This is a genomic window from Bacteroides sp. UBA939, assembly GCF_002293435.1.
Classification (GTDB): Bacteria; Bacteroidota; Bacteroidia; order Bacteroidales; family Bacteroidaceae; genus Bacteroides.
Genome location: NZ_DBDF01000081.1, coordinates 13,929 through 36,159 on the forward strand (window position 1 = coordinate 13,929; position 22,231 = coordinate 36,159).

Annotated in this window: 19 protein-coding genes; 14 read left to right on the top strand and 5 right to left on the bottom strand. The window is 41.6% G+C overall.

The window, feature by feature from the left end; translation table 11 throughout:
• The first annotated feature begins 2 nt into the window (after positions 1-2).
• Complete coding sequence (locus tag B2Z67_RS05580; RefSeq protein WP_291528830.1) at positions 3-2,222, top strand: glycoside hydrolase family 3 C-terminal domain-containing protein; 2,220 nt, start codon at positions 3-5, stop codon at positions 2,220-2,222.
• Between the two features lie 149 nt (positions 2,223-2,371).
• Positions 2,372-4,123, top strand: coding sequence for a glycoside hydrolase family 9 protein (locus tag B2Z67_RS05585; protein WP_291528831.1), 1,752 nt, complete (start codon positions 2,372-2,374; stop codon positions 4,121-4,123).
• Positions 4,124-4,288: 165 nt separating this feature from the next.
• Here the strand turns inward: B2Z67_RS05585 and B2Z67_RS05590 are convergent, their stop codons facing one another.
• From B2Z67_RS05590 to B2Z67_RS05605, 4 genes are all read right to left on the bottom strand, one after another.
• The gene (locus B2Z67_RS05590) at positions 4,289-4,744 is read right to left on the bottom strand and encodes a hypothetical protein (RefSeq protein WP_291528832.1); all 456 of its coding nucleotides are present in this window, start codon (positions 4,742-4,744) and stop codon (positions 4,289-4,291) included.
• Between the two features lie 6 nt (positions 4,745-4,750).
• The gene (locus B2Z67_RS05595; RefSeq protein ID WP_291528833.1) at positions 4,751-5,395 is read right to left on the bottom strand and encodes a hypothetical protein; all 645 of its coding nucleotides are present in this window, start codon (positions 5,393-5,395) and stop codon (positions 4,751-4,753) included.
• Positions 5,396-5,479: 84 nt separating this feature from the next.
• Complete coding sequence (locus B2Z67_RS05600) at positions 5,480-7,156, bottom strand: beta-N-acetylhexosaminidase (RefSeq protein ID WP_291528834.1); 1,677 nt, start codon at positions 7,154-7,156, stop codon at positions 5,480-5,482.
• A gap of 679 nt (positions 7,157-7,835) precedes the next feature.
• The gene (locus B2Z67_RS05605) at positions 7,836-8,021 is read right to left on the bottom strand and encodes a hypothetical protein (protein ID WP_291528835.1); all 186 of its coding nucleotides are present in this window, start codon (positions 8,019-8,021) and stop codon (positions 7,836-7,838) included.
• A 482-nt stretch (positions 8,022-8,503) separates the two neighbouring features.
• Between B2Z67_RS05605 and B2Z67_RS05615 the strand changes: the two genes are divergently transcribed.
• Genes B2Z67_RS05615 through B2Z67_RS05625 form a run of 3 tightly spaced genes read left to right on the top strand, consistent with a single transcriptional unit; the run spans position 8,504 to position 12,295 of the window.
• Positions 8,504-9,835, top strand: coding sequence for a 6-bladed beta-propeller (locus tag B2Z67_RS05615; RefSeq protein WP_291528836.1), 1,332 nt, complete (start codon positions 8,504-8,506; stop codon positions 9,833-9,835).
• Between the two features lie 21 nt (positions 9,836-9,856).
• Positions 9,857-11,173, top strand: a complete 1,317-nt coding sequence (locus tag B2Z67_RS05620; RefSeq protein WP_291528837.1) for a 6-bladed beta-propeller — start codon at positions 9,857-9,859, stop codon at positions 11,171-11,173.
• Between the two features lie 6 nt (positions 11,174-11,179).
• A complete protein-coding gene (locus tag B2Z67_RS05625) occupies positions 11,180-12,295 on the top strand; it encodes a radical SAM peptide maturase (RefSeq protein ID WP_291528838.1) in 1,116 nt (371 codons plus the stop codon).
• A 49-nt stretch (positions 12,296-12,344) separates the two neighbouring features.
• On the opposite strand, the gene B2Z67_RS05630 is transcribed toward B2Z67_RS05625, so the two are convergent.
• Positions 12,345-12,611: a hypothetical protein gene (locus B2Z67_RS05630; protein WP_291528839.1), complete on the bottom strand. Its 267-nt coding sequence runs from the start codon at positions 12,609-12,611 to the stop codon at positions 12,345-12,347.
• Positions 12,612-12,645: 34 nt separating this feature from the next.
• Between B2Z67_RS05630 and B2Z67_RS05635 the strand changes: the two genes are divergently transcribed.
• From B2Z67_RS05635 to B2Z67_RS05675, 9 genes are all read left to right on the top strand, one after another.
• Positions 12,646-13,881, top strand: coding sequence for a TIGR04150 pseudo-rSAM protein (locus tag B2Z67_RS05635; protein ID WP_291528840.1), 1,236 nt, complete (start codon positions 12,646-12,648; stop codon positions 13,879-13,881).
• Between the two features lie 17 nt (positions 13,882-13,898).
• Complete coding sequence (locus B2Z67_RS05640) at positions 13,899-16,106, top strand: peptidase domain-containing ABC transporter (protein ID WP_291528841.1); 2,208 nt, start codon at positions 13,899-13,901, stop codon at positions 16,104-16,106.
• A gap of 38 nt (positions 16,107-16,144) precedes the next feature.
• On the top strand, positions 16,145-17,455 hold the full coding sequence (locus B2Z67_RS05645) for an HlyD family secretion protein (RefSeq protein WP_291528842.1): 1,311 nt from the start codon (positions 16,145-16,147) through the stop codon (positions 17,453-17,455).
• Positions 17,456-17,623: 168 nt separating this feature from the next.
• Entirely contained in the window at positions 17,624-17,830 is a 207-nt protein-coding gene (locus B2Z67_RS05650) for a helix-turn-helix domain-containing protein (RefSeq protein ID WP_291528843.1), read from the top strand.
• Positions 17,831-17,838: 8 nt separating this feature from the next.
• Positions 17,839-18,168 (top strand): HipA N-terminal domain-containing protein, encoded by a 330-nt coding sequence (locus B2Z67_RS05655; RefSeq protein ID WP_414630786.1) that lies wholly within the window; start codon positions 17,839-17,841, stop codon positions 18,166-18,168.
• Positions 18,165-19,166 carry a type II toxin-antitoxin system HipA family toxin gene (locus B2Z67_RS05660; protein ID WP_291528845.1) on the top strand — a complete coding sequence of 334 codons (1,002 nt, stop codon included), beginning with the start codon at positions 18,165-18,167 and terminating at the stop codon, positions 19,164-19,166. Before B2Z67_RS05655 ends, B2Z67_RS05660 begins: the two co-directional genes overlap by 4 nt.
• Before the next feature lie 355 nt (positions 19,167-19,521).
• The gene (locus tag B2Z67_RS05665; protein WP_291528846.1) at positions 19,522-20,991 is read left to right on the top strand and encodes a site-specific integrase; all 1,470 of its coding nucleotides are present in this window, start codon (positions 19,522-19,524) and stop codon (positions 20,989-20,991) included.
• Positions 20,992-21,004: 13 nt separating this feature from the next.
• Positions 21,005-21,760, top strand: a complete 756-nt coding sequence (locus B2Z67_RS05670; protein WP_291528847.1) for a hypothetical protein — start codon at positions 21,005-21,007, stop codon at positions 21,758-21,760.
• 153 nt (positions 21,761-21,913) lie between these two features.
• Positions 21,914-22,222: a helix-turn-helix domain-containing protein gene (locus B2Z67_RS05675; RefSeq protein WP_291528848.1), complete on the top strand. Its 309-nt coding sequence runs from the start codon at positions 21,914-21,916 to the stop codon at positions 22,220-22,222.
• Positions 22,223-22,231 lie beyond the last annotated feature (9 nt).

Sequence of the window (22,231 nt, forward strand, 5' to 3'; positions counted from 1 at the left end):
ATATGAAACGAATCAGTCTATTAACCGTCGCATCCGGCATCATTGTGCTGGCGGCATGTACCGCAGAGAAACCGGTGGAAAAGAAGTCTCTCTTGTTGCAACACGAAGATGAAATCACAGAGTTGATATCTCAAATGACACTGGAAGAGAAAGTAAACATGCTGCATGGCAAGAACATGTTCTCATCGGCAGGCGTAGAACGCCTGGGCATAGCAGACATGCAATATGCCGACGGCCCTTTCGGTATCCGCGAAGAAATGGAACCGCACTCATGGAACTCCCTGGGATTAACCACAGACTCCGCCACCTTCTACCCCACCGGCTCGGCACTGGCAGCCACCTGGAGCGAAGACCTGGCGTACCGGTATGGCGTAGGCATGGCAAAGGAAGCCCGGCTGAGGGGCAAGGACATGATATTAGGCCCTGCCATCAACATTCAGCGACTGCCCACCGGCGGACGTACGTACGAGTATCTGAGCGAAGACCCGCTGTTGAGCGCAGCGCTTTCCGTGAAATATACATTGGGAGCGCAAGACAACGGAGCGGCTGTCTGCCTGAAGCATTATGCGCTCAATAATCAGGAGGATGCCCGTGGAAGCGTCAACGTGAAGGTATCCCAACGGGCTATGCGCGAGATTTATCTTCCTCCGTTCGAAGCCGCCGTGAAAGAAGGAGACGCTTATGGAGTGATGGCGGCATATAATAAAGTAGAGGGAGACTGGTGTTCGGAAAATGATATGCTGCTGAACCGCATTCTCCGTGATGAATGGGGATTCCGCGGGATAGTTATCTCCGACTGGGGCGGCGTACACTCCACAGTGAAGGCGTTGCAGAACGGATTGAACGTGGAAATGCCGGGGTCGCGCTACTTTGGACAGGCATTGCTGGATTCTGTAAAGTCCGGTGCCGTATCCGACAGTATTATCGACATCAGGGTACGTGAGATTCTGCGTGTCCGCCTCACAGTGAAGCCTGTGCCCGAAGCAGAAGCCAACCAAGTAATGACCTCTCAGCCCGAACAGCAACAAATAGCTTATGACATAGCCAAGCGTTCCATTGTGTTGCTCAAGAATGAAAACAAACTGCTTCCCATCCAGGCAGAGAAAGTCAAGAGTATTGCCGTGATAGGAGACAATGCCGTGCGCACGCAAGCGTTGGGCGGAGTAGGCGCCGGAGTGAAAGCACTGTATGAAGTCACCCCGTTGGCAGGCATCACGAAGCAATTTGAAGGAAGTGGAATCACCATTAAATGGGCGCAAGGCTACGCCGAATATAGCAAGCGCGACCGCGAATCGCGCGTATCTCCCTATACAAACGCCGACCCCAAGTTGATGGACGAAGCCGTATCGCTTGCAAAGGAATCAGACCTGGTTATCTTCGTTGGTGGAAACAACCGGGAAGTAGAGACCGAAGGACGCGACCGCAATGCCATTACTTTACCCATGGGGCAGGACGAATTGCTGAAAGCACTCTCTGCCGTTAATCCGAACATTGTGACGGTAATCGTGTCCGGCGCTCCCGTGGACTTGCGTGTTGTGCAGGAGACGTCTCCCGCCATTCTCATGTCCTGGTTCAATGGCTCGGAGGGTGGTACTGCTTTGGCTGATGTCCTGTCGGGAGAAATTTCTCCTTCGGGGAAGTTGCCTTTCACTCTCCCAATCCGTCTGGAAGATTCTCCCGCTTATAGTCTGAATGTCTATCCGCAGGAAATGCCGCAGAGGCAAGGAGATATATTCACGAATCTTGTAAACAGAAGAAATGCGGCTCAGCTCGGTGGACCTGATGCGGAGTATGCGGAAGATATATTTGTGGGATACCGTTGGTTTGATACCAAGGAGGTTCCTGTGTTGTATCCTTTCGGTCACGGGTTGTCTTATAGCTACTTCAATTACTTGAATTTGGAGGTGGACATGGATGATGACAATCTCGTTGCTGAGGTGAAACTCCGTAATACGGGGAAATACGACGGAGAGGAAGTGGTACAGCTTTATGTCAGGCGTCCGGATTCCAAGATAGAGCGCCCGCTGCAAGAATTGAAAGGTTTCCAACGCATCCATCTGCAAGCAGGTGAAACAGGTTCTGTAAAGATACAGGTTCCTATGAAGCATCTGCGGCACTGGGATGAAGCAGCCTGGGATTGGCAACTGGAGCCGGGTACTGTAGAGATAATAGTAGGAAGTTCTTCGAAGGATGGAAGGATACAAATGGAGACAGAGATTTAATCATAACAATAAGGGCTTACCCGAAACATCAGGTACGTGAGCCGGATTTCTCCTGCATAAATACCGGATGAATTTGCGGGATGAACTCGTACACCGGATGTTCCGGGTAAACCAAAAGCAAGTAACTAACTCTTTAAAATATAGAATATATGAATGTAGCTGTATATTTGTTTGGTGTTTTGGGAGGAATGGCGACTCTGAACCATCCTTCGGAAGCCGTGTCTTCTTCGGAAGCCGTTCGTTTGAACCAACTGGGATATTATCCCAAGCAGGAAAAGGTAGCCGTGGTGAATGACGGCGTAGTGCAGGAATTTACTGTTGCGGATGCCGTTACGGGCAACAAAGTATATTCGGGTAAGCCCGGATATACCGCCTCGTCCCCATGGTCGAATAAGAAAAGAACGATATTGGACTTCAGTGAAGTCACAACACCGGGAACGTATGTATTGATAGCTGCCGGAGACACCGTTCCGTTCGAAATAAAGGAAAGAGTATTGTCTCCTTTGGCAGACGCCGCATTGAAGTCTTTCTATTATCAACGCACAGCCACTCCCATTGAAGAACGCTATGCGGGCAAGTGGAACAGGCCATCGGCTCATCCCGATAACCATGTACTGATACACCCCAGTGCTGCCGGCCCGGAGCGTGCAGCCGGAACAGTGATTTCTTCTCCCAAAGGCTGGTATGATGCCGGAGATTATAATAAGTATATCGTAAACTCAGCCTATTCCATCGGATTGATGCAGGCGGTTTACCGTTTATTTCCCGATTACTTTGCCGCCCAACAAGTGAATATTCCGGAGAGCGGTAACCATACTCCCGACTTGCTGGACGAGATGCATTATAACCTGAGCTGGATGCTTACCATGCAAGACCCGGCAGACGGCGGAGTCTATCACAAACTGACAACCCCTCAATTTGAAGGCTTCATAAAGCCCATCGAGTGCAAGCAACCCCGGTATGTTGTTCAAAAGTCGGTAACGGCAGCGCTGGACTATGCCGCTTCCATGGCACAGGCTTCCCGTTTGTTTGCTCCTTATGAGCAGGATTATCCCGGCTTCTCAAAGCAGGCTTTGGAATCTGCCGAACGAGCTTATGCCTGGGCAGAAGCACATCCGCAAGCGTTCTACAGGCAGAATACACTCAACAAGGAATATCAACCCGCCGTAGTCACCGGAGCTTATGGCGATGGTTCTGCCGGCGATGAATTCTTCTGGGCGGCTTCTGAACTCTATTTTGCCACAGGCAAGAATGCTTACCGCGAGATGGTGCTGAAGAATATTCCCAAGGAATACTCGCCCGCCGGTTGGGGAAATACGGCAGGACTGGGTGTATTTGCATGGATTCAGCCGGGAAAGGAACTGACCGGCGAAGACCTGAAGATGGTGGAAACACTGAAGAATATGCTTCTTGATTATGCTGAGAAGTCGGTGCAGAATGCCGGAAACTCTCCCTTCCATGCTCCTTATGGAAACGATGCCAAGGATTTCTACTGGGGATGTCTCTCCGAGAAGTGCGCTAATCAGGCCATTTCCTTAGTGTATGCTTATCAATTGACGGGAAAACACCTGTACCTGACGAATGCTTACCGCAACATGGACTATCTGCTGGGTAGAAATGCTACGGGTTACTGTTATGTAACGGGCTTCGGAACTAAGACTCCTTTGTACCCGCATCATCGTCTTGCTGCATCGGATGGTATAGAAGCGCCCATTCCGGGATTCCTGGTAGGAGGTCCTAACCCGGGACGGCAAGATCACGTTACCTATCCTTCCCAATTGCCCGATGAAGCCTATGCTGATGTAGAAGAGTCTTATGCATCCAATGAAATCGCCATTAATTGGAGCGCTTCCTTGGTGGCGCTGGCTGCTTCATTGGATGCTTTGAGTATTATGAAGTAAAACTTGGTTAGTGGTTAGTAGTAAGTAGTTAGTAGTAAGTAGTTAGTGGTTAGTAGTTAGTAGTTAGTAGTAAGTAACAAGTAGTTAAAGATTAACCGATAACTATCTATCTACTACTAACTACTTACTACTAACACGTCTTCTCAAGTACACTCCCTACAATTATCAGTAGACTACATTGCCGCCATCACCTTCGGATTCACCCTGATATCTGATGTCAAAGCGACCTTCCCGGATATTCCCGCCGCTGAAGGTACCACTGATGACGGAACCATCCATACGAGTGATGTGCGCCTCACCATCCGGTAGTCTCTCTTGATCGAAAACTACGTTTGTATATGTGCAGGTAGCTCCCTGTTGTGGGTTCACAAGTGTAAAGTGAAGATCGCTAAAACGATCGATTTGGGCTTCAATATCAATATAATGGTTCTCTTCATCGTTGCGAACACGAACTTCGGGGCTTCCAAAGCGTCCGGCAGTGTACACCCAACCGTCTATCAGGCAACCTAATGTGTTTTCGCCCGTAGTTGTTGCTTCCGGCATTAACGTAGGGTCAATGCTTTTATCTTCTTCGCAGGCATAGCAAAGAATCAACAGGAATACATATAATAGCTTTTTCATAATGTCTTAAAAATGATAGTTTATACCAAAGGATAGAGATAACTGACCGAAATGACCGGTACCCGTCTTCGGGTCTTCAACATTCCACTTCGTACCATGATACTTCACGGAGTAGCGTTCGGACTCGGAAGTCAACCAGTTCAACCGTGCGGAAATTCCCCAGTCCTCCGCCAGGTAGTATTCGCCCGAAAGAGCCAGGTTGGCAGCAAACTTATTCATGGAAACATCCCGTGGCTTATCGTACACGGTACTCTTGTCGCGGTAGAACTGATATCCCACACCTCCGGACAACTGAAGTTGAAAGTGTTCCCGCATCACGGACAAAGACATCTGAGGCGCCAGATAATTCATGTATATCTTGTCGGCTCCGGTATCGTGTGTGTTCTTATACATGCTTCCCTGATAGATGAAGCCTACACCAAACTTTAATTCCCTACCGGCAACCTGCCGGAGAAAACCGGCATCCCAAGTTATTCCTTTCCGTAGATCATCACAATACGCATCCGATCTGTCGGTGATTCCCATAAGATTTCCCGTATACCATGAGGGACCAACATGGACAAAAAAAGTTGAATTCTTATTGCTTCCGCTTTGAGCATGCAGTGAGGCGGTTAGCAATATCCCCGTAATCCAACAAAATAAGTACTTCATAATAGTTCGCATAATGTTTTTATTTCTATAAATGCGGATTAGATTCGAAGTACTGCATGGGGGAATCGTTTTATGATTGGTTAACTACCTTTTGCGTTCTATGTCCTGCGTACGGAAAAAAGCGTCGGAGTAACGTGCACCCCACAATTCGTAGCGTTCAAACTGAACTTCCACTTTGCGGGCGAAGTTTCTCCAGTCTTTCTTCTCCAAGGGCGACCAAACATTCTCCGCAAGCGCTGACATGCGGGGGAAAATAGCAAATTCCGCCTTCCAGGTAGTAGGTATGTATTCCGTCCACAGGCAACCTTGTGCTCCCCACACCAGCTCTTGTTGCTGTGCAGTCAACGAATCGGGGGCAATTTGAAATTCATATACTTTCTCTAAAGGTAACGGACCACGCGGGGCAATCTCCGTTTGTGTACGGCTCTCTTTCATGTTAAAATAAAGCCAGGCGGAGCAAGTGGATATCATACGGTGTCCTGTTTTCAATGCCTTCTTGCCAAATTCAGGACGCCGCCAGTTCATGATGATACAGTCTTCGGAAATTCCCCCTTCGAGTATTTCATCCCAACCGATAAGTGTTTTACCTTTCCCGTTCACCACTTCCTGCACGTAATGGATGAAATAACTCTGCAATGCTTTTTCATCTTTCAAACCCTTTTCGCGCATGAATAGCTGTGTCTCTTCCGACTCTTGCCACCAACGCTTGGCACATTCATCACCTCCCACGTGGATATACTGTCCGGGAAACAGGTCGCACAGTTCGGAAAATACATCTTTCAGGAAAGTGAAGACTTCCGGTTTGGGCGCCAGCACGTTATTGAATTTATTGAAGATACCCCATGTCAGCGCCGCCTTCTTCGGTTCGTCAGGAGTGGTACTGAATTGCGGATAGGTAGCAAGTACTGCCATGCAATGTCCGGGGATATCTATTTCGGGTATGATGGTAATGTGTCGTTGGGCGGCATAACGCACTATTTCGCGTACATCTTCATGGGTATAATAACCGCCGTAAGGTAACGGTTGGTATTTTCCGGGGTAAAGCCCGAAGATTTCTCCTTCACGGACAGAACCTTTCTCTGTCAGTTCCGGCCGGCATTTCATTTCAATACGCCATGCCTGGTCGTCCGTCAGATGCCAGTGGAAATAGTTAAGTTTGTGCAATGCCAGATAATCAATGTACTTTTTGATGAAGTCCACGGGAAAGAAGTGGCGCACTACATCCAGATGCATACCCCGGTATGCAAAGCGGGGATAATCGGTAATTTTCACTTCCGGAAGAACCGGTAATACTCCTGCGCGGGTAGGAAGCATCTGTATCAATGTTTGTATTCCGTAGAAAACGCCTGCGGCATCATTTCCTTCAATGCGTACGCCGTGCGTTTGGCTGACTTCCAGTTGGTAACCGCCTGAAAGCTCATCGCTATTCCGGTTATCGCTATTCCGGTTGACTAACAAAATGCCGGGAAGTTCATCTGAAGAGGCTACGGAGGAAGTCTTTTTCCGTTTATCCCGCTTTGTCTTTTCCATTTGCAGAGGAATACCCAGATAACGGGACATGTAATCAGCCAAATAGTCAGCCGAAGTTTGCAGATTTTCATCTGACACCCGGACGAGGGTATTCCGTCCAATCGGATAAGTCCCTTCTCCGGTCACCGTGATTTGCACCGGCTCCGGAATGATGTTAAATTGTGTCTCCTGTGCCTGTGCGGCAAGTGAGGACATTGCAATAGCTGCAACCATAATTTTCCTGGATAACATAGATGATGAATTAATAGCTGCAAACTTACATAAAATCCAGCGTATTTTATGCCGGTTGAATAAAGAATGATATTTTTCTAATCCTGAAACACACATCTGTATCTACAATCCCCTGTCTTCTTTCCGTATCGCTGCATGTCTGCCGGATAGAGATACTGTTTCAACTTCATCTTCCTCGCGCGCGTGTATGTGCGCGCACGCATATCCCGGAGTTTATACTTTTACTTGCATACCTACACTAACACTCTGTATCCCCTTATTCATCGGCATTAGAGTAGTGGTGGCAGCAACTTTTTCGGAGTGTATGCAGACTTTTTACTTACACCGTATTTTGTCCTGATTTTGGTTGACTTGTTAAGCTTAATCATCCTGCTATAAAGCCTTTAGAGAAGTACTTTAGTGGCTCGCGCAGAACACTTGTGTTCTGCAAATGTAATGCTTGTGTTCCATAAATGTAATGCTTGCGTTCTATAAATGTAACGCTTGTATTCTGCAAATGTAATGCTTGTACTCCTAAAAGTGCAAAGATACAATAGGATACGGAATGCTTGTACCCATCAACTGTAATGCTTGTACCCCTCAACCGGGGGCAAAACATCTCGGAAAGTCTGTTTAATAGGTCGTTTTTTTGATGGAATACGCCTGATTACTCCCATCTATCTGATTCTTTTGTCTCCTTCTATATATTCTTGAGTTGATACTTGCCTTTTAATACTTGCTTTTCTTCTTCACCTAAAGAGTTGATATATCCTTTCCAACCGGGGCAGAAGTTAATATGCCAACGCCAAAACCTCCCAATCAGTGATTTGGGGTTTTTGTCATACTTTGCCCGTATAGCGCAATTCTCACAATTATGTTGTCCCATTATATGTTATTTTTAAATTATGCAGTTGTGATGATTCTGTTCTTTCGCACAGTATTCCACAAAAGTAATCATTAAAGTTGGAAGTCTTTCGTCTCACGAGATAGATTTTTTCATCTCATGGGACGGATTTTTTCGTCTCGTGAGACGGATTCTTTCGTCTCATGGGATGGATTTTTTCGTCTCGTGGGATGAATCATGCGTGTTTTCGTAGTTGTTTGCTACTGATAGTCAACTCATCAATTGACCGTGTATCAGTATTGGAAAATCAGATGAAGGAACTCAAAGAGTACATCGAAGAAGTATTTGCAGGCTATAACGACATCAACTTCTCTCTATTTTGTAGAAAAAATAGTTTTTGTTTTGCATATAATAATTTATTTCTTAATTTTGGCAAAACAAAAGCAAGATGCAATGAAAAAGGGCTTGTTAGTATATGTAGAAATATCTAAATAATGAATATAACAATTAAACTATATTGATCTATGAAATACAATTATTGCGTAATATTCTGTGTTTGTTTTATGTTTTGTGGTTGTAGTACTAACAAAAAACAAAAAATGTCCGTTAAAGAAACAGATACTGTTTCTACAATACATCTTTCTGATAATGTAATAGAAGTTTCTCAATTACCCCTTAGCGAGGCCGTTGCAAAGGTAGAGACTGTTCCTTTGGAAATGACAGATGAGTCTATAGTTGCAAGTATTGATAAAATTCATGTTACTGATAGTGATATTTGGATAAAGCATTATAAAGATGAACGTATTCTTCGCTTTTCTCGTTCTGGAAAATTTTTGAATTTAGTAGGGAAAATAGGGCAAGGGCCTGACGAATATATCAGATTGTTTGATTTTAATGTTGATGAGAAGCAGAAGGAAGTTTATATAATATCCATTCTAAATGGAGTGAAGGTCTATGATTTTGAAGGAAACTATAAACGAAGAATGAACAATGTTAGGATAGATGATTTGATTCTCGCCCATAGCGGACAATTTGTGTTTTTTGATCAATCGGTCTTCATAAGTCAAAATCTATGTATGCAAAAACCGATCTCTAATCCTAAAGATTCACTGTGGTCTATTGCCCTTTCAGACAGTGCATTTCACAAGGAAAAAATATTCAAAAATCCGGCTCATATAGGAAAAGAAGAGTTGTTGGTAGAACACCGTAGTAAACCGGAGTCTTTTGATATCGTTAATTATTGGACTGAAAACTACTTAACGGCTATTGATACATACAATAATGAACTGACGCTGAAATATCCTGATACGGATACTGTCTATCTGTATGATGCAAAACAGAAAGATTTTATTCCTCAATATTCTATTTTCACGAAAGAAGAGAAAGGTGATTATGAACTCACGCATTTGTGGATAAAGGATCGAAAGGCTTTTAGTTATTTTACAATAACCAATTATTATCCGACCAAAGATTACATCTATCTGATAGCCAATAAGGGGGAAGATATTTACACGTACTGTTATAATAAAAAAGATGGAACAGTAAGATGCCAAATCCAAGAAAGCAAAATTGTTGAACGCAAGCTACCTTGGTTTTCTCAACCACATCTTTATCTGCCTCGTCCATTCATTTTGAAGGATGATTTGATAGGAGGTAATTTTACTGTCGATCACCGTTCATACGGCAAATATTGGATAGATGTATTAGAACCGAATGACGAAGAATATGAAATGAAAATAGAAGAAGTAAAAACGTTATCGGTGAAAGACAATTTATGGAGAGAGAGGTTTGTTGGTGCTATCGAAAATATGGATGAAGACAGTAATCCCATATTGGTAATTGCAACGCTAAAATAATGAATAAATAGTTTAATGATTATGAGAAACTTTTTCTTATTGATTGGTATCTTATCAATAATAGGATGCAGTTCTAATAAAAAACAAAGTGTACAGAATGAGATTCAGGATTGTATGTCTGTAATAAATCTTTCAGGAGACATTTCAAAGGTCTCTTCTTTGTTCTTGAGTGATGCCGCTGCAAAAGTAGAGGTTATTCCGCTGGAGGTGACAGATGAATCCATGTTGGGAGATATCTCCCATTTGCATGTTACAGATCAGGATATATGGGTACATCAATATAAAGACAGTTATATCTATCGTTTTTCGCGTACCGGAAAGTTTCTGAATAAAGTAGGTAAAATAGGGCAAGGACCGGAAGAATACATAAGAATTCATGATTTCTTTGTAGATGATAATAGCAAAGAACTATATCTGCAAACAACGACTCCCGCCGGTCTCAAGGTTTATGGCTATAATGGACAGTTCAAACGAATTGCTTCTCGAAGATCTTTGGATGATGTGTGTAATACTGTATATATTCAAAGTGTCCTGTATGATAATAAGTTTTTTCTTGCGCAGAACTTGGCTTTCCTTAATAAACCCATGCCTAAAGATTCTATGTGGTCTTTTGCTTTGGTCGACAGTACCTATCAGAAGAAAAAAACATTCAAAAATCCTGCGCATATAGGACGAGAAGAAGAAATTCTGCAGCATAGAGTTGATTTTTCTAAATTTGTCAACTATTGGAAGGAGTCTTTTACCAGCATAGATACATATAATAACCAATTGACACTTAAATTTCCGGATACTGATACGATTTATCAATACAATAGTGCTAATGATGAACTGGTGCCTCAATATGCTATCTTCACTACTGAAGAGAAAGGTGATTACGGGGCTACACATGCTTTTGTGCGGGAAAGAAGTAGTCTTGACTATTTCTGTATACGCCATTATTATCCAACTAAATATTTTATCTATTTGTTAGGTAGTAAAGGGGAAGACATTTATACTTATTGTTACGACCGGCGGGACGGAAGTGTAAGAGTGAAACGGTTGAAATCTGAAATTACGGAGAGGCCATCTCAACATGGAATTTTTCATACTTTGAAAGATGCTGATAATTTTGTCTTGGACAATGACTTATGTGGAGGAGCCTTCAATGTAGATTTTCGTTCGCAAGGCAAGTACTGGATAGACGTGCTTGAGCCGGGTAGTACGGACGATTGGATTAACATTGACGAGGTAAAAGATTCTAAGGTGAAAGACGATGCTCAAAAACAAAGATTTGTCAGTACATTGGAGAATGTGGAGGAAGAAGCTAATCCTATATTGATAATTGCAACACTAAAATAAAGAGAAATGGATAAATCCCTTTTAATAACCACTGGACATCAACATCGATATATATATTCGGACGCTTTACGTTGTTTTCTTTATGTGCCGGAAAAGATGGTAGCATTGATAGAGCGGAAAGATGTGATGGCGACTGATAAAGATGATTATTATGTGCGCAAGTTGCATTTTTTAGAAAAGCACGGTTTCTTTGAAAAAAGAGAGACCGTATTCCAGACCAATTATCCTGAAGAATTGGTGAAACGAAACATTGCAGGCTTACGCCAACTACTGATAGAAGTGACGGATAGATGTAATTTAGAATGCGAGTATTGTGGTTATGGTAAGTTTTACTCTAACTATGATAAACGGGAAAACAATGATCAGTCTTTTGATAATGTGAAACTTCTGATTGATTATTTAGTCCCATTATGGTGTTCTGATTACAATACGTCCCATGGGAATGTGGTAACTATCGGATTTTATGGTGGAGAACCATTGTTGAACATGAAATTGGTGAAAGAAACAATAAACTATGTAGAGAGTTTGAAGTTGTCCAATTTAACTTTTAGTTATAATACAACAACTAATGCTATGTTGCTGAACCGCTATATGGATTACTTGGTAGAAAAAGACTTTCATCTTCTTGTCAGTTTGGACGGTGGAGAACATCAATCTGGTTATCGTGTGGATAAGCATGGAAAGCCATCGTTCTCGCGTGTAATAGAAAATGTAAGGAAGTTGAAAGAAACTTATCCTGATTATTTTGAGAAAAGAGTTAATTTCAACTCTGTTTTGCATAATTTGAATTCAGCGGAGGAGTGCTATTCTTTCATTTACGGATTATTTGGTAAAAGTCCTCGCATTGCGCAGTTGAATATAACTGGTCTTATACCGGAACGGAGTGAAGAGTTTTCAAAAATGTTTAATGATAGGGTGAATAGTTTTGATGCCGCACTCCTACATGAAGATTTGAAAGAAGCTTTTATTATGGAAGACAGTCATTCCGTGAACTATCACTCCATGTTGATGAGGTATATTGGTAATCGGTATGCTAACTATTTGGATTTGTTTGATACTTGTTGGGAAGACCGATATATTCCGACTGGAACATGTCGTCCTTTTGAGCGAAAATTGTTCTAAACTGTTAGAGGAAAGATTCTACCTTGTGAAAGGATTGGGCAGGAACATGTTATTGGTTATTTAAAAGACGGGAAGTTAGATTTTGATTGCGCTGCTGTAGCTGAATATTATAGCTCAATGTATGGGAAAGTTGTAAAGAGCTGTCGCCATTGTTATTTGAAGAGAAGTTGTGGTCAATGCTTATTCCTGTTGAAAGAAAAGGATGGTCAATTGGTGTGCCCTGGCATACAGACTGAAACCAAACTGAAAAAAGAATTTGCGAGATTCTTAACATACGCTGAAAATAACCCTGCTCATTATGAGAAGCTTTTGTCATCCATTGTAGTAGATTAATTGAAGAATTGAATATTATGAAATATTTATTTTATTTAGAACCCTATACTTTTTTGCTGTGTGGAGACTACAGGACAGTGGTTTACAACACCTTAAATGGAGCTTACTTGGTTTGTCCTGAGTACCCAGCTGTGCAGTCTGTCATTGAACAATGGAAGGACGCTATGAATGGATATAGTACATTGTTGAGCGAACAGATGCTGAAGGATGATACTGTGAAGCATCTTGTTGAATCTGTAAGAAATTCTTTTTCCGGTGATTGTGTAGAGTATGGAAACGAACAATCGAAACCGTATCTTTTTCAGCCTACCTTATTTCTGAATACAGATATACGTGTAAAAGAGGAAGAACAAAAAACATCTTTGGGTAATGGTGTTATAGAGAATCTTCATGAAGTGACTCTCTTTTTTTCCTCGTCATGTATGCAGGATTGTGCGGCATGTTCTTCTTATTATCGGCAGATTAATCACTGTACAGTTTGTCATGAAGGTGTGTTGAAGATAGAAGACTATACCCGTCTGTTACGTCAACTTCAAATATGCGGTATCCAGCGAGTGAATTTACTGGCAGGAGGCAATCCTTTTCAAAACAGTTATGTACGTAACTTATCATTGGATTTTGCCAAATCTACTTTCAAAAAGCATCTGTACTTGCAATACAATTTCTTGAATGATGAATACATAGAGTTTGCACAACAAACAAACTCTATATTAGAAGTATCGGTTCACCCGGAAGATTTGGATCGTCGGTTGATTGATAACATGCAGAAATATCACAATGATATAGTACGGTGGAATTTGATCGTATCTGCAGAAGCTGATATGGAACAACTGGATAACTTGAACTTACCGGAGGATGTTTCCGTTCAAGTCCGGCCTTTTTATACCGGAAGCAACTATGCCTTTTTCCATGATTTTGTTTTCTCTGATTTGGAAGATATACTCGCTGTGCCTATTGATAGAAAGACAATATTCAGGCATAAGGTTTTGAATGATAACTTTTTTGGCAAGTTGACAATCCTTCCTTCCGGAGAAGTTTATGCGAATGTAAATTGCCCTGCACTTGGGAATATACAAGAATCTTCCCTGAAGGAGCTTGTATATAAAGAATTGACGGAACGGGATGTCTGGCTTAGAGTGCGGAGTAAAGCAACACCTTGCAAGCAATGTATTAATAAAGATCTGTGTCCTTCCATATCCAATTATGAGTTAGTGATGGATAAGAACAATCTTTGCAAGATACAGCCGGAATAAATAATTTTATAGAAAATATGCGTTTTTCTTTTCCATATTGTCGTCAGTTGGACGCAATGGATTGTGGTCCGGCTTGTTTGAGGATGATAGCCTTGTATTATGGTAAAAGCTATTCTTTGCAGACTTTGCGTGCCCGGGCTTTTATTTCCCGAAGTGGTGTTTCCATGTTGGGTATCAGCGATGCGGCAGAATCCATTGGTTTCAGGACATCAGGAGTGTGCGTTTCTTTTGAACAATTAGTGGAAGATGTTCCTTTGCCTTGTATTTTGCATTGGAATCAGAATCATTTTGTAGTTTGTTACGGTATCAAGAAGAAACGAGGACAGTATTGGTTTAAAATAGCAGATCCGGGAAGTCAGTTGGTTACTTATAATGAACAAGAACTGAAACGGTGTTGGTTGGCTACTAAATCTGAAGGAGAAGAAAAAGGAACTGTTCTTGCTTTAGAAACCACTCCTGATTTTTATAATAGTGAGGGCGAACCGGAACTGAAAGAGAGAAAACTGCGTTTCTTTCTTCGTTATCTGGCTCCTTATAGAAGAGAATTGCTTCAATTAATATTGGGCATGTTAGTGGTGAGCTTTCTTCAACTTTTATTGCCGTTCTTGACGCAGGCATTGGTAGATGTGGGTATCAGTAATGGAAATCTTGGTTTTATTACATTGATTTTGATTGCACAGATTATAATTTCCGTCTCACAACTTTCTGTAGAATTTATCCGTAGTTGGATATTGCTGCATGTAAATACGCGTATTTCCATCTCTCTGATTTCTGATTTTCTGGCAAAGTTGATGAAACTGCCGCTCCACTTCTTTGATACTAAAATGGTGGGAGACATCATACAGCGTATTGGCGACCATGACCGTATAAAGACCTTTCTGACAGGTTCTTCAATAAGTACTCTGTTTTCTTTTGTCAATTTCTTCATTTTTTCCATAGTACTGGCCTATTATAATTTGATGGTCTTGGGTATCTTTCTTTTGGGTAATAGTCTGTATATAGTTTGGATCCTTGCTTTTATGAAGTATCGCCGTGAACTGGATATCCGCCGTTTTGCGCAAGCTGCCGGTGAGCAGAGCAGTTTAATACAGATGGTGACCGCCATGCAAGAGATAAAACTGAATAATTGTGAAACGCAAAAGCGTTGGCAGTGGGAGCGAATTCAGGTGAAACTCTTCAAAATCAGTGTGAAAGGCTTGGCTCTTGGGCAGGTGCAACAGGTTGGTTCGGTGTTCTTTAATCAGACCACCAATATCGTAATATCATTTATTGCAGCAAAAGCGGTTGTAGAGGGACAAATGACGTTGGGTATGATGATGTCTCTTACTTATATCATAGGCCAGCTCAGTGCGCCGGTTGCTTCTTTTATTGGCTTTGCACAGCAATTCCAAGATGCTAAAATCAGTCTGGAGCGTTTGAATGAGGTACATGGAAAGCCGGATGAAGAGCAGAATATTACTTCCAAATTGTCAGTTCTACCTGATAAACGAGATTTAAAGATAGAGAACTTGTGTTTTAGTTACGATGGAGCAAACAGGGATTACGTATTGGATAAAGTGTCTTTGGTAGTTCCCGAACATAAAGTTACAGCCATTGTAGGGGCAAGCGGTAGCGGAAAAACTACATTGATAAAACTGATGCTTGGCTTTTATGTTCCCAATAAAGGAGCGGTGAAAATAGGTGATACCCCATTGGAGAATATAAATCCACATTTGTGGCGGGCGAAAACGGGAGCTGTGATGCAGGATGGTTTTATCTTTTCGGAAACCATAGCGCAGAATATTGCAGTTGGAGAAGAACAGATAGATATTGAACGTCTGCGTCATGCAGTGACGGTTGCTAATATCCGTGATTTCATAGACTCTCTTCCACTGGGGTATAGCACTAAAATCGGTATGGAAGGAAATGGTATCAGTCAAGGGCAGAAGCAACGTTTGCTGATAGCCCGTGCAGTTTATAAGAATCCGGAGTTTCTTTTCTTCGATGAAGCTACCAATGCATTGGATGCGAATAATGAGAAAGAAATTATGGAACATCTGCATGAGTTTTATAAAGGGAAAACGGTGGTGGTAGTGGCACATCGTCTGAGTACGGTGAGGGATGCGGATAAGATAGTGGTACTGGATAAAGGGTGTATTGCGGAAGAAGGAATGCATAAAGAACTGACTGAACGGAAGGGACTGTATTATCAATTGGTAAAGAATCAGTTGGAACTGGGAAGTTAAACAATTTCTATTGATTTTGGAATTAATAGCTTAAGATTTTGGAAGAAGAAAAGAAATACAAAGAAATTGAACTTCGTAGCGGAGAAGTGCAGGAGGTGATGAATCACATTTCGCCTTGGGTGGTGAGATGGGGAATAACGGTACTGTTTGTGATTCTGTTGGCTTTACTGGTAGGATGTTGGGTGTTCAGGTATCCGGATGTTTTGCAGGCCGAGGTTACATTGACTACAGAGGAACCGCCGGCGTTTATACTGGCACGCTCAACGGGCAAGATTGATACGCTATATGTGAGTAATGGCGATACAGTGCAAGCCGGTGAGCGTTTGGGAGTAATAAAGAGTGCTTCCGCCACGGAAGATGTACTTTGGTTGGTTAACCGCATGAAGGAGTGGCGTGCCATTGGTTACGATTTGAAAAAAGGAACGGAATACTTTATTGGTAAACGTATACAATTGGGAGAATTACAGTCCGGATACGCTTCTTTTATAATTTCCCTCTCGGACTATATCCGTTTTGTTGAACAGGATTACTATGCGAAGAAACTGGATGCGGGAGAGAAAAGGTTGGAAGGGCAACGTTCTTATCTTACCTTGGTGGAACGGGAGCGTACACTCACTGAACAGGAGATGGAGTTAGCCCGGAATATGTATGCTCGCGATTCAATTCTTTTTCAAGGTGATGCTATGATTGCGGCTGAATTTGAGGAATCGGGTAGCCGTTACTTACAGAGTCTTCGCACCCGGGAAACTTCGAGTATGAATTTGTTGCAGGCGGAAATGCAATTGGAACAGCAAAAAGAGAATCTGCTGGATATTGGCAAACAGGCTTATGATGAGGAACAGAAACAACGGATTGCGCTGAAGAATTCGGTTGAACAGCTTGAAGCGCAATTGAGTTCCTGGGAGCAGAATTACTTGTTTTGTAGCCCTGTTTGCGGAAAGATAACTTTTATGACGGTTTGGAGCCGTAATCAGAATGTACAGTCGGGAGAGACGGTGTTTGTAGTTCGTCCGTCCGAAGATTCGAAAGTGGTAGGGAAAGCTAAGCTACCCTTGCAAGGCTCGGGAAAAGTATATGCAGGACAGAAAGTACACATCCGGATGAATAACTATCCTGACCAGGAATTCGGTTATGTGAAGGGAAGTGTGGAGAGTATCTCTCCGGCTCCTACGGAGGATGGAATGTATATTGTGGAGATTGCTCTGCCCGAAGGTTTGCGTACTAATTATAACAAGGTGCTTCCCGCTTCGCGTGAACTGAAAGGTACGGCGGATATTATATTGGCAGACAGGAATGTGCTGGAACGTTTGTTGGCGCCAATCAGAAAAATAATGGAATACGAAGATTAAAGAATACCGATATAAGCAATACCTATAATCCCAATCTATTGTGATTATAGCTAAAATCTTATTGCTTGAAATACAAACGGTCTCTAAAATCACGATATACTGTGATTTTAATTGGATTTATCAAATAATACGCTTACATTTGCTCCCAAATCCCAATATGTTGTGATTATGGAGAATGTCGGAAATATCATCAAGGAGCGCCGGAAAGCTCTTTCTATCACCCAAAGAGAGCTTGCCGCTTTAGCCGGAGTGGGGATAAATACACTCACAAAGATAGAAAGGGGCGAAGCCAATCCATCATTGAAAGTAATGATGAATATATTACATACGCTCGGATTGGAGATAGACGTAAAAATTAAGTCCAACAACTTGTAAAAGCATCGATGATGAGGAAAGCGACTATATATTTTAATGGCATATTAGCCGGAGAATTGACTGAAACTTCCGATAGAAAATACCTGTTCAGGTATGATGATGATTATTTCAATGATTCGGCAAAACCTGCTATTAGTTTGACCCTACCGAAAAGTCAGCAAGAATATCATTCCGATTATCTGTTTCCGTTCTTTTTTAATATGTTGTCGGAAGGAAGCAATAGAATGACCCAAGCAAGACTGTTGCACATTGATGAAGAAGACCATTTTGGGATTTTATTAGCCACTGCCCAAAAAGATACAGCAGGGGCAATAACCGTTAAGCCAATTTCCAAATGAAAGAAATAAAGTTTTGTCCTTCCACATTATCCGCCGGATACCATACTTATAGTCCGCCGGCATTGAGAAGAGTTTTTGATAAACAAAAAGTTTCCCATATACTCCCCTATGAATCTATCGAAAAGAATGAAGATGACGCAAAGCTCTTTATGGATAACAAAAAGCGGATTTCCATATCCGGGGTTCAAAGCAAATATTCAATGGTTGTCGAGGATGGAGAGTTACGTCTAACTCCAGAAGGAGAACAGGGGAAGTATATATTGAAGCCCAAACCTGCGGAAATAAGAAATCCACAGGAATGCGCCGCTAACGAAAACCTCACCATGCAAATAGCCGAACAGGTTTTTAAGTTGGAAACAGCTACCAACGGTTTAGCCTTTTTTCAAAGTGGGGAAATCGCATATATAACAAAACGGTTTGACATTGCCCCCGATGGGAGTAAATACAAGGTGGAAGATTTTGCTTCATTGGCAGGAATTACCTCCGATAATGCCGGAGCCAATTTCAAATATAACTATAGTTATGAAGAAGTAGCGGAACTGATAAAGAAGTATCTACCGGCTTGGCGGGTGGAACTGTTGAAATATTATCGTTTAATTTTGTTCAATTTCCTCTTTTCTAACGGAGATGCCCATTTGAAAAACTTTTCGGTGATAGATATAGGGAATAACGACTTTCGTCTCACCCCTGCATACGATTTATTAAATACGAGGATTCATGTGGATGATTCCGACTTTGCTTTGGATAAAGGGCTGTTTAAGATTGACAGACCCGAATATTTCAAAGGGGGAAAAGCTAACGGGGAAACCTTTAGGCAATTTGGTTTGATGATAGATTTGCCGGAAAAAGTAGTTGAAAAGGAATTGGTTACTTTTACAGCCAAGCTACCCTTAATAGATGAACTGATAGATAACTCTTTCCTGTCTGGGAAAGTGAAAAGGCAATATCGGATGCTCTATCAAACAAGGCGGAACAGGCTTGCTGATATGAAATTCTAACCTGCATTATTCATACTACAGGAGTTGTCAGTTTGTCACTTTGTATTTTTAGTTGGCTGNNGGCTGAGAATGCGTTATTTCTGTGGCGCAAAAGTGGTGCAATTTGACAAAACAAAAACTGCAAGCATTTAATAATCAAACGCTTGCAGTTTCGCTTTGTACTCGAAGCGGGACTAATAATATTGCTTTTCGTTATACTCAATTTAATAGTTAATAATCTATTATACAGTGATATACAAATAAATAAAGAGCAATACAAAGGTAATTGAATATAATAGAATAACAAATAATTGCCCGTAAATTTGCCCGTAAATTTATATCTCGCTATATTTGCCATAGATAAAACTTGAAAATTATGGCAACTTACAGATTTGAGTTAAACGACAAGCCCTCGAGGAATGGCAAGTATGCCGTTTTCCTCCGTGTGACTGTAAGCGGAAAAAGGAAAAAGCTAAAAACGAGCATTGAGATAAATAGAAAATCTGATTGGAACCCTACCCCTAAAGGATCTAACTGGGTTAGACCTTCAGAGCCGAACTCCAAAGCGTGGAATGATCAGCTATCTAATATTATTGAAAAGGCTAGAGTCTCCTATGAACAACTTGCCAATAGCGGAACAGTAACTTCTGAAAGAGTAGTGAGCAGGATAAATGCGGAAGCTGAAATGTTCTCTTTTATAGCTTATGCAGAAGAATATTCAAAAAGCATTTATGAATCAGGAGAGTACCGAACATACACAAAGTATATCACACTCCTGAATAAGCTAAGATTCTTTATCAATGGAGTAAGGCCCGAAAGTATCCTTGCTATCCCCCGGAATGGGAAAGACCTGGAAGAATACCTCAAGAAACTAAAAAAGGATCTGCTTTTTAGTGAAATCACTTTATCTTTCCTGAATAGGTTCAAAACCTATCTAAAAAAGATACCGAACACGAAGAATTCCGAATTGACTTTGCACCAGAACACCATCAGTAAACAGTTTGACAATTTCAAAAGCCTCTACAACAAAGGTCGAATAGAGCTAAGAGAAAAAGGGTTATCAATAAAAAACAACCCCTTTGATGACTTTGAGTGCGAAACAATTGATACCAACAAAGAGAAGTTGACCTGGGAGGAGATCGAACTGCTGAAAGCATTGAAGTTGGAAGAGAATAGTTTGATATGGCATTCTCGAAATTGTTTCTTGTTGGCTTTTTATTGCGCTGGCATGCGAGCAGGTGACTTAATCCAATTAAGGGGAACGAATATCATACACGAGAACGGTGATTGGCGTATAAGTTACCGCATGGACAAAACAGCAACTACGAAAGAATTATTGCTACTTCCTGAAGCCTTGGGAGTTATTTCGAAATATGTAGACCTACAAAATCGGACATCTGATTATGTGTTTCCACTATTAGACAACAATGCCAATTTTGCGAAGGCTGCCACTTGGGAGGATAAAGAACGGCTTCCGTACGAGGTCAAGAAACACCTTCTGCAGCAAGTCAATAGCAAAAACAGCCTATTGAATAAGTATCTAAACAAAATGGCAACCATGGCAGGAATCACAAAGAAAGTGAGTATGCACACAGCCCGACATTCGTTTGCCAATATCGCCCGACAGAAGAAAGCCAATGTGTACGATATTAGTAAGGCTCTGGGACATTCAAGCCTAAAGATAACCGAGTCTTATCTTTCAAGGTTTGACACGACAAGCCAGGACGCAACGATGAAGCAGGTTTTTGAAGCGAATAGTACTGATGAAGCTAAGCTAATAAAACAGCTCCAAGGACTTGACTCGGAGACTTTAAGAGATCTCCTCAAAAAAGTAATTAAACAATAATATAGAAACAGATATGACATTTACGAAAAATCAAGAAGTAGAATTTGAGGTTTTATGTAGTAGATACGGATATACATCTATACTCAACGACAAAAAAACATTCATGTTATTCAGTCTTTTTACAAGCAAAGATGACTGGAAGGATTTAGTTATCGGTAACAATCTAAAAATCGCTCTATTCATTAAGTTCCTAAAAAGTTGTGCAGGAAATGGTATACAGCTAATCGGCACGGTGAGTAATCCGGAAAAAGGAGAAGTGAAAGGAACTGTTAAGAAGTTCGTCTTAGATGACGAGCTTCTGCTGGATAACATTTATCTGTTGGCTAACACTTTACTTGAAGCCAACTCAGACGGATTTTATCAATACGAATTCGGCTGGGAGTACAAAGATAAAATTCAATATAAAGAAGGGATTGCCCCGGTCTATGAAATCCAGGAGGATCCTTTCTATACAGAGCCATACACCGATGAAGAATTGAATACAATAACAGCTTACGAATTAAGCAAAGAGAAAAAAAATGTCCTATCCCCAAATGCATTAATCGGAAAGCGGCTCAGTTTCATATACAATGCTTTATCTCAAAAAAACATATTTGGTAATAGCGCAAGAGGTGAAAAGACAAAAGAATACTGTTTTTTCTACGACTACCTTGTTATAATAGGAAAAACGAATAACATAGGAGCTGAGTATTCAGGAAGTGTCGGAAAGGAAAAATACACTAATGTAAAGAACTGGATAAACGCATATCAAAACCATACCGGAAAATAGCAGTATTGATTTGGGTAAATATTTAGGGTAAAAAAGTAGGGTATACCCCCGAAATTTTACCCTATTTTCTTTTTCCACAGAATCCAAAGAAATTCATTCCCTTTGCATCAGAGAATCAATAACAGATAATTATTATTCAAAAATATGATGCAAATGGCAAATGAGAGTAATGCAGCCACTCCGCTGACAATGGCAGTAGTCCCACAGTCATTTCTTGATGGATTGATAGGCGAAGTAAGAGAAGTAAAGAACCTTCTTCGGAAAAAATCAGAAGAAGAAGTAAACAACCAATGGGTGGAGTCTGCTCAAGCAAGAAAAATGCTCGGAGTATCTGCCAAGACATGGCAAACCTATCGAGATGAAAGAAGAATTCCCTTCAGCCAGTTCGGACGAAAAATCTACGTAAAGAGAGCTGACTTGGAAAAGTTCATGGCAGATCATTATATCTCTGCTGACAAATGAGAAAGGAGT